The sequence below is a fragment of the Aquimarina sp. I32.4 genome (assembly GCF_002924285.1).
Lineage (GTDB): Bacteria > Bacteroidota > Bacteroidia > Flavobacteriales > Flavobacteriaceae > Aquimarina.
The window spans coordinates 19,278-32,573 of record NZ_PGUB01000033.1 but is presented as its reverse complement, the minus strand read 5'-3'; the positions used below and the strand labels follow the sequence as shown (position 1 = coordinate 32,573).

Below are 13,296 nucleotides of genomic sequence, written 5' to 3'. Positions count from 1 at the left end.
GGTCTAAACAGTTAATTAATGAAGAAAACCTTATTTGATAAAGTTTGGGATGCGCATGTCGTCAAAGAGATACAGAACGGCCCACAGATATTATATATCGATAAGCACCTGATACATGAAGTTACCAGCCCACAAGCTTTTGGAGAATTAGAACAGCGTGAAATCCCTGTTTTCAGACCAAATCAAATTGTAGCTACAGCAGATCACAATACTCCTACAGAAAATCAACACCTACCTGTAAGAGATGATTTATCCAGAAACCAACTAGAACAGCTTACCAAAAACTGTAAAAAAAATGAGATTACCCTTTATGGTCTAGGTCATAAATATAATGGTATTGTTCACGTAATGGCTCCAGAATTAGGGATTACTCAACCTGGAATGACGATGGTTTGTGGTGATAGCCATACCTCTACTCATGGTGCATTTGGCACCATTGCATTTGGTATAGGAACCAGCCAAGTAGCACAAGTATTTGCCAGTCAATGTCTATTGCTACAAAAGCCAAAAAGCTTAAGAGTAAGTGTCAATGGGCAGTTAAAACCAGGTGTTTTACCAAAAGATGTTATTCTTTATATTATAGCAAAACTAGGAACAAATGCTGGTACTGGATATTTCTGTGAATATGCAGGAAATGTATTCTCAGACATGTCTATGGAAGGTCGTATGACGGTTTGTAACATGAGTATAGAAATGGGAGCTCGTGGAGGAATGATTGCTCCTGACGAAACTACATTTGAATATGTAAAAGGAAGAGAATTTGCCCCTAAAGAAGCAGAATTTGATAAAAAAGTAGCTTACTGGAGAACACTACCTACAGATGAAGGTGCTGTCTTTGACAAAGAATATCATTTTGATGCTGAAGACATTGAACCAATGATCACTTATGGTACTAATCCAGGAATGGGAATAAAAATCTCAGAAAATATACCTGTAGAGGATAATGCTTCTTTTGAAAAATCATTAGCCTATATGAATTTTGAAAAAGGACAATCTCTTGTAAATCAAAAAATAAACTACGTATTTATTGGTAGTTGTACAAATAGTAGAATCGAGGATTTTAGAATTGCTGCAGATTATATCAAGGGCAAGAAAAAAGCTACCAATGTAACCGCATGGTTTGTTCCTGGGTCACAACAAGTAGCTCAACAAATTGTCAAAGAAGGATTAAAAGAAGTTTTTGAAGAAGCTGGATTTAGATTACGCCAACCTGGTTGTTCAGCTTGTCTTGCTATGAATGATGACAAAATACCTGAAGGTGAATATTGTGTCTCTACATCCAATAGAAACTTTGAGGGTAGACAAGGGCAAGGTGCAAGAACAATTCTAGCAAGCCCATTAGTTGCCGCTGCAACAGCAATAGAGGGAAAAATTATTGATATCACAAAACAATTAAATTAATTATGGATAAGTTTACCAAATTAACATCTTCTGCCATACCTTTATCCATAGAGAATGTAGATACAGATCAGATTATTCCTGCTCGTTTCTTGAAAGCGACTAGCCGTGATGGCTTTGGAGAAAATCTATTTAGAGACTGGAGATTTCATAAAGATGGAACCGTAAATAATGATTTTATTCTCAATAATTCTAAGTACAATGGCACAATATTGATTGCAGGAGATAATTTTGGGTGTGGATCTAGTAGAGAACATGCTGCATGGGCGATCAATGATTTTGGCTTTAAAGTAGTCGTATCTAGTTTTTTTGCAGATATTTTTAAAGGAAATGCTCTTAATAATGGGGTATTACCCATACAAGTAACTCCTGAATATCTAAAGGAATTATTTACTGAAATCGAAAACAATGCCAATGCAAAATTCGAAGTAGACCTTGATACGCAAACAATAACAATTCTATCTACTGAATCTTCTGCTATATTCGAGATTAATCCATATAAAAAGACCTGTTTAACAAATGGGTATGATGATATTGATTTTTTAATCAGTAATAAAAAAGAAATTGAAGAATTTGAAAATGCCAAAGTATAACTAATACAATAATGTTTCACTGAGCTTATATACATAATCATAAAGCGAGATAAAGATGTACTCCTTATCAAAAAGCTTAAATAATACTCAGTATGACCAAAAAAGAAATATATGAAACTAGATATCGCAGTATTGTCAGGAGATGGAATTGGCCCCGAAGTCACCGCACAAGCCATCAAAGCACTAGAAGCCATTGCACATGCATTTGATCACTCTATTATCTTTAAAGAAGGATTAGTAGGTGCGATTGCTATTGATAAAACAGGAAACCCACTACCTGATGAAACATTAGAGCTTTGTGTGAATACAGATGCTGTTTTGTTTGGAGCTATTGGCGCTCCAAAATATGACAATGATCCTTCTGCTCCAGTTCGTCCAGAGCAAGGGTTATTAAAACTAAGAAAAGAATTAGGTTTATATACCAACATAAGACCTGTAAAAGCATATCCTACCTTAATTGATAAATCTCCTTTAAAACGAGAAATTATAGAAGGTACAGACATTTCTATTTATCGTGAATTGACAGGAGGAATTTATTTTGGTAAAAAAGAATTAAGCACAGATGGCACAGTAGCTTCTGATCTTTGTGAATATTCTAAACCAGAAATCGAACGCATTACTCATTTAGCTTTTAAAGCTGCTCAAAAACGAAGAAAAAAAATCACACTAGTTGATAAAGCTAATGTATTAGAATCTTCTCGTTTATGGAGAAAAGTAGTAACAGAAATTGCCAAAGAATACGGTGATGTAACACTGGATTTCTTATTTGTAGACAATGCTGCAATGCAAATGATCCTAAACCCTAGTCAATTTGATGTGATCCTTACAGAAAATATGTTTGGTGATATTATTTCTGATGAAGCAAGCGTTATAGGTGGCTCTATTGGTCTATTGGCTTCTGCTTCTGTTGGAGATACTTGTTGTATGTTTGAACCTATCCATGGGTCTTTTCCGCAAGCAACAGGAAAAGGAATCGCTAATCCTATTGCTGCTATATTATCTGCAGCTATGCTACTTGAGCATTTTGACTTATTAGGAGAAGCTCATGCAATAAGGGATGCAGTAGAAAAAGCGTTAGAGCTTAATATTACCACTCCAGACCTTAACACTGATAATCCACTTACAACAGAAAAAGTAGGTGATTTTATTGCAGATTATATATTGAATCCTGAAGATTCTAATCTTAATTTTGAAAACATACATGTAGGACAGTCTACAATAATATAATTTTTCAATCACAATTTATTTTTAAGCAATCAACGCCTATAGGCGTTAATTGCTTTTTTTATGCCTTCTCTTTATATTCTTTTAACTTTGAAACAACCTACTCTTCTTGAATATGGAAAAACAGTGTATCTAAACAAAGAAGATTTTATCTGTTTTTTGTACTTTACAACTCTATAAAGTAAAACAGTAATATCAATTTGATGGTTAATTTGATATAACCATTCAATGCATACAAATTATGAATTGTAAAATTTTATTTCTTTTTATCTCACTCGCAATCAATTACACTACAATTGCACAAGGGGTTACCTGTTCTGCAAAAGACAAAGAGATCTTTATCTCCAGAATAGCAAATCTTAAAAAGGAATATACTCCAAAATCTACTTTTGGAGAAACCATTGTAGCAGTAGGAAAAACTTTTTTAGGCACCCCCTATGTTGCCAAAACTCTTGAGATTGGCCCCAAAGAATCTCTTGTTGTTAATTTACAAGGATTAGATTGCACTACATATGTAGAAAATATTTTGGCCTTAAGCCTGATGCTTAAAAATAACAAGGATGATTTTGATACGTATACAGCATATCTTGAGAAAATCAGGTATAGAGATGGAAAACTAGACGGTTACACTTCTCGATTACATTATTTCTCTGAGTGGATTACCAATAATGAGAAAAAAAATATTATTAAAAATGTTACTGGAGACATGGGAGGTATCGAGCATCAAAAACAAATAAATTTTATGAGTACACATCGTGCACTCTACCCTTTTCTTAAAGATGATCAGAATTACAAAGGCATACAACAATCAGAAATAAATATCGATCAATCCACTATATGTTATTTACCACAAGATCAAATCGCTCAACATGAAGCTTCTATAGAATCTGGAGATATTATTGCGCTTACCACTTCTATCAAAGGGTTGGATATTACACATACAGGGATTGCAACTAGAGAAAAAGATGGGCATATTCATCTATTACATGCTTCTTCAAGAGGTCAAGTAGAGGTTTCAAAACTACCTCTCGTTGAATATCTAAAGAAAATAAAAAATAACACTGGTATTATTATCAATAGACCGCTTTAATTATAAAATGATAAACTTATCCTTAAATTTTGTAATACTTGTCTCAAATCGTTAATTTAGAGAGCTAAAGAAGAAAAAAATGCTACTTCCAAGAACCAACATTGAGCGAGAGTTATCTACATTGCGGAATAAAGAGTTTGATTCATCTACCTGGAGAAAACAAGTTTTTAATGTTTTTAGGCAAGAGGTAACACATGAACAGCAAATTCTTCAAAATATAGAAACTTCTTCTCAAGTAACTCACAATATTTTTGATTTTGATCAATTAGAAACCAATAAAATATATCATCTGGATCAGATAAAAAAAATATGTGTTAATTATAGGTTACGGTTTTTAGATTCTAAATATTTTAAAGGCAAGCTTCCTCCATCTGCAATTTCTGCTATCAAAAACCTCGAAAAAAAACATGAGACAGCGTTAGATGGGTTTAAAATAGTTGCTCCATCAAAATTATTTAAGCTAGAAAATGCTGATGACCCATTATTATTTGCCCCTATGGGGAATGATTATTTCTACCTTGTACATAAATGGGGTAATGATCTTAACCCTTTACGTAAATATCTTATGTGGTTCTTTAAGAGTTTTGAGAATTTACTGATTCTTACCTTTTTGATAAGTCTAGCTCTTACTCTTATGGTTCCTAATGGTATGTTTAGTAAACATAATAACTCTCAAGAGACCATTATGATTCTATTTTTTATGTTTAAATCTGTAGCTGCTGTAATTTTATTTTATGGTTTTGCAATGGGAAAAAACTTTAACTCTGCTATATGGAATAGCAAATATTTTAATGCTTAACAATCTATACTACTATGTTTCCTGAAAGTGAATATGAACGAGTTTATACTGGTAGTTTAATTAATGTACAGTTCTTACAATCTTTATTACAAGACCACCATATTAATTCTATTACCAGAGATGATATGAAATCAGGAATGATCGCTGGTTTTGGTGGCGGATTACCTAATCATATTCAACTTTTTGTAAAAAAGGTGGATAAAGAAAATGCTACTTCTATCATTAAAAATAATATACCTTAAAAATTATGGAAAACGATAACAAACCGTCTAGAAAAAAATGGGATTTAATGATAGGTATCGCCCTTATTTTACTTGGTAGTTTTCGAATCTATAATAGATTGCAAGAGCAAACAGAATGGGATTTTAGATCTATGCTTACCTTATTATTTATTGGATATGGTGGCTTTCTAATCTATAGGTATTTTCAAAACTAATCAAAAAAATAACCCTAATTATAATACTATTATAAATAGCAATAGAGGCTATCTAAAAGACAACCCCTATTAAATTAATCACCACTATTTTAAAAAATCTTTATTTTCTAAAATTGCTCTATTTCTTTTACTGCTTCTTTTGTTGTATACACATGACTAGCAATCATTCTATAATTAATAACAGCAGCTTCATAAGAATTCATATCTGGTAATATTGCTCCTGCGGTTGCATCTTTTACTACAGCAACCTTGAATCCTGATTCTACAAGATCACGCATGTGTGATTCTGTACATAAGTTGGCAGACATTCCTGCCAAAATCACATTATCAAATCCATGTTTTCTCAATTGCAATGCCAAATCATTAGATTCTGGCCCATATACTTTATGAGGGTTAGTCACAATTACATTATCTTGATTAATATATTTCTTATATCTTTTTAACCAGTCTGCTCCAGAGCCTTCAAACCCATCTGTTTTTAAGGTATGCGTTCTATCAAACATATTAATCTTATGCATCAAAGCTTCTAGTGCACCTTCAATCTTCCAATCGTGGTCATGTTTGTAATAATAGTGTGGAGATATAAAAACAGTAATCCCTTTTTTCTTTGCTACTTTAAATAGCTTTTCAAGATTCTCTACAGTATTATTTGCTGTTACACTTTCTCCAACCACTCCCCACGCAACTCCATCAGGACTTAAGAAATCATTTTGAGGATCTGTTATTACAATAGCTGTTCTAGAATCTACCGTAAATCCAGGGTCTGGTAATTGACCATATGTATTTATGGTTACTATCAATACGACAAATGTTATTATTATTTTTTTCATAGTTCATTAAGTTTATGAATTAATATTAATACAAAGGTCGGGTGGATTGCCTTGTATTTATTAGGCAACTATTCCTTATGGTTTGGCAATTTTTCTTATCACCCAGCTATTTTTATTAACTGATTTTGTTTTTTATACTGTGAGGGTGAAATACCTTCTTTCTTTTTAAAAAACCTGCTAAAAGAATGGATATCATCATATCCTAATTCATAGGCTATTTCTTTAACAGGTTTTTCTGTGTAATGCAATAGCCTTCTAGCTTCAAGAAGTATTCGCTCTTGTATATATTTCAGAGGTGTTTTTGAATTAAACTTGGAGAAAACATTGGATAATGTTTTTGGTGATTTATGCAGTAAATCAGCATACTCAGCAACACTATGTTTATCTTTAAAATGTTTCTCTACTAAAAAATTATATTCCCGTATGATATCAATTTCTTGATTTTCTACAGGATATTTCTTCTGTAATTTATATAATCTGGCACAGAGTATCAAATAACGTTTCAGCATTATTTGCAACATATCTATCTGTAACTGATCATTGGATTGAATTTCTATAATAAACATTTTCCAAAGTGTATTAAACTTACCAATATCTTCATTAGGAATTGTTACTATAGGAAGCTGTGCAGCACCAAAAAATAATATACCCTTGCAACCAACCTCGCTATCATGATCTAGCACACAATAAAATAGTCTATTAAATCTTAAAATTCTAATCTCTCCTATTTCAATCGGGACTACAGTATGAAACTCTGTTAGGAAAACAATATCGTTTTTATGAAATACTAGTTCTTGCCCGTCTATAAGTATGCGTGTATTATCAGATTGAAACCACAAGATGGTCAGACTACTCTCTACACTTTCTTTTAGTACATTACAACTTTTCCTGTCTATTGTATTGAGGTAGATAAATTCCTGAGTACGCCCAATAAATTTCATAATTTTTGCTCTTCTGGCCTAGGCTTGCCATAGCTCATAAAAAAGTTAATCCAAATATTTCTAGATAGCCTTAAAATTAAAGGCAATGCAAAAATCATAACCACTACAATTATCCCATAGGTAATGATTAGGTTTAAATTAAAAACAAGGTATGATAATACAAAAGCTGCTGTTGCAAATGCGATCCCAACAGGATAACTTACATACATTGCACCATAAAAAAACGAAGGTTCTATCTTATACTTTGTATTGCAGTGACTGCAACGTTCCTTCATCATTAATGTACTAGATAATTTATAAGGATTACGTTCTACATACATACTTTCTTTATGACAAACGGGACAACTACCACTTATAATACTATATATTCTTGTACCTTTTAAAAACTTCATATTCTGTTGTATTAAACCTTTTATATTTAAGATTGTATATATTACACCTCATTTTAAATCTCAGAATAATCGACTTACTGTAAGCTAAATAAAAAAATAATGGAGAGCCTATTCTCTTATTTATAAACCTACAATAAAATCAATACTATTAATGATATTATTATAGCAAAATTAAGAATACATAATAATTCTACACTCATACTATTATCGCCATTTTTTGTACTTTTGAGACATATTTTCATTCTATGAAAAACATACCTATTTTAAACATAACACAATTTGAAAAAGAAGAATCATTAACTGATTTTTATAGCAATGATTTTAGCAATCATATAGAAAGAAACAAAAAAATTGTACATAAAGCTCATAAACATGATTTCTATTTATGTGTTTTGTTTTCTGAAGGCTCAGGTACTCATGAAATAGATTTTGATGTCTATAATATCCAACCAGGAAGTGTATTTTTTTTAAAACCAGGACAGACACATTCATGGCAATTTGATCAACCTCCTAAAGGATATATATTTTTTCATACTTCTGATTTTTATGAGTTTTATTTTTTAAACAAAAAATTAACTCAATTTCCTTTTTATTACTCTTTAAAAAACCCTCCATATCTCACATTATCAACACATGAGTTGCTACACATAGAAACTCGTTTCAAAGAAATAAATACTGAATATTATCAAAATCTAAGTTATAAAAAACAAAAACTAGCTAGCTTAACAAATCTTACGTATATTGATTTGACTCGACTTTACACTTCATTTGAGTCTCAAAAATCAATTCTATCTCCCTCATATTTACAGACATTACAAGCTTTAGAAAGCATTATTGAAGATTTTTATAAAACAGAAAAGTCAGCAAAATTTTATGCTCAAAAATTAAATATATCTTCTAAACATCTGAATAGAATTGCTAAAGCAACTTTAAACAAAACAACTACTGAGATAATCATTGAACGTATTCTACTAGAAGCCAAACGATTGATAGTACATTCTAAAAATTCTTTGACTACCATTTCCGAAATTTTAGGATATGATGATTATGCATATTTCTCTAAACTTTTTAAATCAAAAACGAAAATCACCCCACTAGAGTTTAAAAAAAAATATCAATAATCTAAATTATACAATAAATACTTGCAAGCTTTTATAGACTGGGCTTTAGGTGTCATCGGATCAAAGTATCTATTTTCTAATCATTATTTTTATTCATCTCTTTATTGATTCAAATGATAAATGATTAAGTTTGAAGAATAAAATCTTAAAAATTAAGCAAACTATAATATTGTTTAATTTGGATAAATTATAAGATGTGGGAAGAAAACCTATACTCAAAGACAGAAAAAACAAAAATAAAAAAGTAGAAAAATGGGCTCTTGCTATACTTCCTAAATTAAAGCATGAAGATTTGGGTGAACTAACAATGGATGACCTTGCATTGCTACTAAAAAAAAGCAAATCTACTATATACCAATACTTTACTACAAAAGAAGAATTTTTTGAATACATCACTCAAGTACGGATAAATCAATTATATTCTTATAAAAACGAAATCACTGAGGGTATTTTAGATTTTGATTATCGTTGTGAAACTTTGGGTCGCATTCTTATTGAAGGATCAAAAGATGTTTCTTCTTTTTTTTTAAGACAATTACGAAAACACTACCCATCTTCATGGGAACTCATTGATGCTTTTTTTTCTGATTTGCTCGAAGATCTACAACAACTCTATGATCTGGGAATAACAAACAAAATATTCAAACCAGTATCTTCTGAATTCCTTATTAAACTCGACCGATACTTTATAATGCAATTAATAATGGATAAAAACTTCTTTAACCAACCCGAAGAAACCTTGCAATCTGCTGTTAGAGATTATATGTTTCTAAAATTTGAAGGGATAAAAAATAAAACACTATAGATTTATAGTGTTTTATTTTTTATCCCTATATAAATACAGTTTATACATAAACTGCCTGTTTCTGTATAATAATTTTAAATGCTCTACATATACAAAGGATACCTTTGCAATAACTCCTTTTTCTATTTATACAAAAATTTATATAAAGTATAAATAGTATTATTTATTTAATAATAACTCGAGTAGTATTTGCAATACCTCCATCTCCAAGAATCTTAACCAAATACATTCCTGAATTAAGATTATCTAAAGAAAGTGTTTTTTGTGAGCTACTTAACACTCCCATCTCTTTAGAATATACGAGTCTACCACTCAAACCATATATTTGCACCACACTATTTTTTATTGTTGTAGCAGACGATATCTGTACTTTTCCATCAGAAACCGTTGGATAAACTACTAGCCCTTCTGCAACAAGAGGAGCTACAGTCTCTTCTATTTCTTCTTCCTCTACCAGAAGTTGTTCTTGTGGGTTAATAGAGCGGATTGCCCATCCAAAAGAATTAAATAATGGATCTGATATCAATCTGAAACGTACTGCAACTACATCTCCTTCTTGAAAAGAGTCTAATAAATTAATTGTTTGTTTTTTAAACAACTGATCATTTATTGATGGTGAAGGGCCAGAATTAAAAGCATCTGTCCACTCAGGGAACCTCTCTGCATCATATATATCCAGTTGTATCCAATCTTTTAGGTCTTTTGAAGCTTCAATAGTTACATAATCATAGTATTGCCCTGGAGTAGGATCAAATTCTGTAATTGCAACATCTTCATAAACAAAACTTCCATTCGCAGCTGTTACAATGATTGGATGTTTTAAAACTGTACTGTATTCTGAGTTATCTAAATATGGATGGTCTGAATTATTAAGTACTACTTGACTAACCGTTGCATTAATAGAATCTATTACAAATTCTCCCCCAAAAGTATATACATCTGATGCTTCAAATGTTTCAATTGTTACAATATCTTCGGGTGCTTTAAAATCAATAATATCAAACGACATAGATGTTATAACAGAAGATTCATCACCATTATCTATCGCTTGCATCCCCAGTGTATGTCTACCTTCTGCTAGATTTTCTACATTATATGTAAATGTAGTCCCCTGTTCAATATTATCAGTTATCTCTCCTACTTCTTCATTATCGATATATACAATTATCTTTTGGATATCTTCATTTTCCTGAACATAGGTAATTGCTGCATTTTGATTTTCTACAGATTCCTGAGATACATTTGCAATGGTAGGGGGCGCATAATAAGTAGGAGGCTCATACCCTTCTAATTCATCTAGAGTAGCTGTCCATACTCCTCTACCATGAGTCGCCATAACCACTTCGTTATTCACTATTTTCATTTGCCATACAGAAAAAGCTGGCAAACCACCTAATAATGACCAATGCGCTCCTCCATCAAGTGTTTGGAATACTCCTATATCTGTACCCACCCAAATTTGGTTTTCATCAAAGGGCATTTCTACAAGACAATGAATAGCAACATCAGGAAACCCTCTATTTTCTCCTGTAGAAAATCCAGAAATATCTTCCCATGTTTGTCCCAAATCCTCGGTTTTTAAAATCTTGGCAGCTCCTTGTACAGAAAATAACGCATACGCTCTATTTTCATTGACACTAGAAGTTTCTAGGCCAGAAATGCGATAATTATGATCTATTCCGTCTCTAGGGTCTATGAATACTGCTGTTGGCTCATAAGAAATTCCATTATCAACAGATACATGCATTACATACGCTCCTGATTCTGACATGGCATTCCCTGCCCATACAACATCTGGGTTGGCTGTAGATACAGAAACATCTAAAGAACTAGAGCTTCCTAAAGAAAAATTATTTGGAATTGCTGTAAGCTCCCATGATTCAGCAAAATTAGTAGTTCTCCATACTCCACTTGTAGAAGGACTGAAGAGTACATTTGGATTGTTATTTGAGTTTGTAATCTTAGAATAAAAAGGCGATCCCGCCCCAGATTCACCATGTCCGGCAAAGAAACCTTGCCCGTTTACATATCTTACAAAATTATTAAATTGAGAGCCTCCTATAAACTTATTAGGGTCTTCATAATTCCATAACACTTCAAAACCATCTCCTCCTATAATAAACTGATATTGAGTCGCATCGTTTGCTCCGCTTCCTGTTGTTGATATCCACGTACCATTATCCTGTGCTCCTGCCATATAATCTTCTACCCCATTACGCTTATCTGCTCCATAAAATTGTGTACAATTAAGTCCTACTGCAGAGGTAGACCAATCATTTTCAGTTGTCCCTGGATCATATAGGTAATCTGTATGATAAACCCCTCCGTCATTGGTAAGAATTAATTTAAACTTTTTTTCTTTTCCTTTCTTTACCCATGTTAACCCTTGTTGATCGACATGTACATAATCATTTAATTCACCATTATAACCAGCCGCAATAGGTTCAAAGGTATAGTTTACTGGACCATCTTTACTTTTACCTCCTCTTTTACCGATTTGCACTTTATGCATCACAACACCTCCTGCATAAAAAACGTTTTCATTAAAAGGGTGCGCCATGATAATATTATCATACCAACCTTGTCCTGTAATCAGGTTTCCTGTTACTGGCTCTCCTTCATATCCAATTAGTCTGAATGTTTCTCCAGCATCACTGGTAAGGTAAAAATCAGTATTTACCGCAGTAGTTGCATTACCTTGACCAGTATATACTGATACAAAAACTCTATTAGGGTTTGCAGGAGAAACATCTAACTCAAATCGTTCGTGATTTTGGTTATAATCATCTTTATTTAATACAAGATTCCATGTTAATCCTCCATCAATACTTTTTATAACTCCTACACTATTTACTCCCCCGTATAATGTAGCAAAATTTGTAGGGTCAAAATTAAGGTCTTGTACATTTCCTCCATCATAGGTATGCTCCCATGTAGTACCACCATCTGTAGTAACATAAATACCATTACTGCTTGCTACTACCAAATTATTTTCATCTTCAGGGTTTAAAGCTAGCCTACCTACTCCTCCAAAAGTTTTGGTATTATTTAGATATTCCCAACTACGTCCACCATTAGTAGTTTTAAGCACTCCTATACCTCCAATTCCATCTAGGTTATTAAATGGTTCTCCTGTTCCTACATATAATGTTTGAGGAGCACTAGGACTAACTGCTACTGTAGATGTAGAGAGGCTTGGCACTTTATAATCTGTAAGGTTCTCCCATGTTACCCCTGCATCTTTGGTTACCCAAAGTCCTCCACCAACAGTACCTGCATACCATTTATCATTATCATCGGGTGCTACCACAATGCCTCGTATTCTACCAGGTACATTGACAGGTCCTCTTTCTTTCCATCTTATAATACTAGCATTCTTAGCTGTATTTCTATTTTTCATCGCTTTTTGATACTCTGTCATCAAAAAGCCATCTTTATACGTAGATTTTTCAGTTCCAATAGGTTTCAAAAGATCTGCCATATATTCAGCAATAATCTCTATTCCTTTCTTCTTGGTGTGATCTTTTTTTGCCTTACGTTGTTTTAGAGTTTTTATTTCTTTTACTACTGCTATTTGTTGTTCATGCTTCTTATCGCAAGCTGTATAGACTATCAATAAAAGAGCAAGAACAAATAATTTTCTTAGATTAAATTTGTGTGTCATAAG

At 32.4% G+C, this 13,296-nt stretch carries 13 protein-coding genes; 9 read left to right on the top strand and 4 right to left on the bottom strand.

What is annotated here, in order from left to right; genetic code table 11:
- Positions 1 to 18: 18 nt before the first annotated feature.
- The 7 genes from leuC to CVD18_RS09405 all read left to right on the top strand — a co-directional run bounded on the left by leuC (position 19) and on the right by CVD18_RS09405 (position 5,540).
- Positions 19 to 1,401: a 3-isopropylmalate dehydratase large subunit gene (gene leuC / locus CVD18_RS09435; protein ID WP_103865194.1), complete on the top strand. Its 1,383-nt coding sequence runs from the start codon at positions 19 to 21 to the stop codon at positions 1,399 to 1,401.
- Positions 1,402 to 1,403: 2 nt separating this feature from the next.
- Positions 1,404 to 1,991, top strand: coding sequence for a 3-isopropylmalate dehydratase small subunit (gene leuD / locus CVD18_RS09430; protein ID WP_103865193.1), 588 nt, complete (start codon positions 1,404 to 1,406; stop codon positions 1,989 to 1,991).
- Between the two features lie 111 nt (positions 1,992 to 2,102).
- Positions 2,103 to 3,218 carry a 3-isopropylmalate dehydrogenase gene (gene leuB / locus CVD18_RS09425; RefSeq protein WP_103865192.1) on the top strand — a complete coding sequence of 372 codons (1,116 nt, stop codon included), beginning with the start codon at positions 2,103 to 2,105 and terminating at the stop codon, positions 3,216 to 3,218.
- 238 nt (positions 3,219 to 3,456) lie between these two features.
- Positions 3,457 to 4,305 (top strand): N-acetylmuramoyl-L-alanine amidase-like domain-containing protein, encoded by an 849-nt coding sequence (locus CVD18_RS09420; RefSeq protein ID WP_103865191.1) that lies wholly within the window; start codon positions 3,457 to 3,459, stop codon positions 4,303 to 4,305.
- A 79-nt stretch (positions 4,306 to 4,384) separates the two neighbouring features.
- Positions 4,385 to 5,104 (top strand): hypothetical protein, encoded by a 720-nt coding sequence (locus CVD18_RS09415; RefSeq protein WP_103865190.1) that lies wholly within the window; start codon positions 4,385 to 4,387, stop codon positions 5,102 to 5,104.
- Between the two features lie 14 nt (positions 5,105 to 5,118).
- The gene (locus CVD18_RS09410) at positions 5,119 to 5,346 is read left to right on the top strand and encodes a putative signal transducing protein (RefSeq protein ID WP_103865189.1); all 228 of its coding nucleotides are present in this window, start codon (positions 5,119 to 5,121) and stop codon (positions 5,344 to 5,346) included.
- Positions 5,347 to 5,351: 5 nt separating this feature from the next.
- Positions 5,352 to 5,540: a hypothetical protein gene (locus CVD18_RS09405; RefSeq protein WP_103865188.1), complete on the top strand. Its 189-nt coding sequence runs from the start codon at positions 5,352 to 5,354 to the stop codon at positions 5,538 to 5,540.
- Positions 5,541 to 5,647: 107 nt separating this feature from the next.
- Here the strand turns inward: CVD18_RS09405 and CVD18_RS09400 are convergent, their stop codons facing one another.
- From CVD18_RS09400 to CVD18_RS09390, 3 genes are all read right to left on the bottom strand, one after another.
- A complete protein-coding gene (locus CVD18_RS09400) occupies positions 5,648 to 6,370 on the bottom strand; it encodes a cysteine hydrolase (protein WP_103865187.1) in 723 nt (240 codons plus the stop codon).
- Between the two features lie 98 nt (positions 6,371 to 6,468).
- A complete protein-coding gene (locus tag CVD18_RS09395) occupies positions 6,469 to 7,311 on the bottom strand; it encodes an AraC family transcriptional regulator (protein WP_103865186.1) in 843 nt (280 codons plus the stop codon).
- Entirely contained in the window at positions 7,308 to 7,703 is a 396-nt protein-coding gene (locus CVD18_RS09390; protein ID WP_103865185.1) for a DUF983 domain-containing protein, read from the bottom strand. The genes CVD18_RS09395 and CVD18_RS09390 overlap by 4 nt, the downstream gene beginning before the upstream one ends.
- A 245-nt stretch (positions 7,704 to 7,948) precedes the next feature.
- Here CVD18_RS09390 and CVD18_RS09385 point away from each other — a divergent pair, with 245 nt between their 5' ends.
- On the top strand, positions 7,949 to 8,824 hold the full coding sequence (locus CVD18_RS09385) for an AraC family transcriptional regulator (protein WP_103865184.1): 876 nt from the start codon (positions 7,949 to 7,951) through the stop codon (positions 8,822 to 8,824).
- Between the two features lie 196 nt (positions 8,825 to 9,020).
- The gene (locus CVD18_RS09380; protein ID WP_103865183.1) at positions 9,021 to 9,629 is read left to right on the top strand and encodes a TetR/AcrR family transcriptional regulator; all 609 of its coding nucleotides are present in this window, start codon (positions 9,021 to 9,023) and stop codon (positions 9,627 to 9,629) included.
- A gap of 163 nt (positions 9,630 to 9,792) precedes the next feature.
- Here the strand turns inward: CVD18_RS09380 and CVD18_RS09375 are convergent, their stop codons facing one another.
- A complete protein-coding gene (locus tag CVD18_RS09375; RefSeq protein WP_103865182.1) occupies positions 9,793 to 13,293 on the bottom strand; it encodes a T9SS type A sorting domain-containing protein in 3,501 nt (1,166 codons plus the stop codon).
- Between the last annotated feature and the right edge of the window lie 3 nt (positions 13,294 to 13,296).

Bases quoted from the DNA above. Each gene is read 5' to 3' on its own strand.
- leuC (WP_103865194.1), top strand. From the start codon at position 19: ATGAAGAAAACCTTATTTGATAAAGTTTGGGATGCGCATGTCGTCAAA.
- leuD (WP_103865193.1), top strand. From the start codon at position 1,404: ATGGATAAGTTTACCAAATTAACATCTTCTGCCATACCTTTATCCATA.
- leuB (WP_103865192.1), top strand. From the start codon at position 2,103: ATGAAACTAGATATCGCAGTATTGTCAGGAGATGGAATTGGCCCCGAA.
- CVD18_RS09420 (WP_103865191.1), top strand. From the start codon at position 3,457: ATGAATTGTAAAATTTTATTTCTTTTTATCTCACTCGCAATCAATTAC.
- CVD18_RS09415 (WP_103865190.1), top strand. From the start codon at position 4,385: ATGCTACTTCCAAGAACCAACATTGAGCGAGAGTTATCTACATTGCGG.
- CVD18_RS09410 (WP_103865189.1), top strand. From the start codon at position 5,119: ATGTTTCCTGAAAGTGAATATGAACGAGTTTATACTGGTAGTTTAATT.
- CVD18_RS09405 (WP_103865188.1), top strand. From the start codon at position 5,352: ATGGAAAACGATAACAAACCGTCTAGAAAAAAATGGGATTTAATGATA.
- CVD18_RS09400 (WP_103865187.1), bottom strand. From the start codon at position 6,370: ATGAAAAAAATAATAATAACATTTGTCGTATTGATAGTAACCATAAAT.
- CVD18_RS09395 (WP_103865186.1), bottom strand. From the start codon at position 7,311: ATGAAATTTATTGGGCGTACTCAGGAATTTATCTACCTCAATACAATA.
- CVD18_RS09390 (WP_103865185.1), bottom strand. From the start codon at position 7,703: ATGAAGTTTTTAAAAGGTACAAGAATATATAGTATTATAAGTGGTAGT.
- CVD18_RS09385 (WP_103865184.1), top strand. From the start codon at position 7,949: ATGAAAAACATACCTATTTTAAACATAACACAATTTGAAAAAGAAGAA.
- CVD18_RS09375 (WP_103865182.1), bottom strand. From the start codon at position 13,293: ATGACACACAAATTTAATCTAAGAAAATTATTTGTTCTTGCTCTTTTA.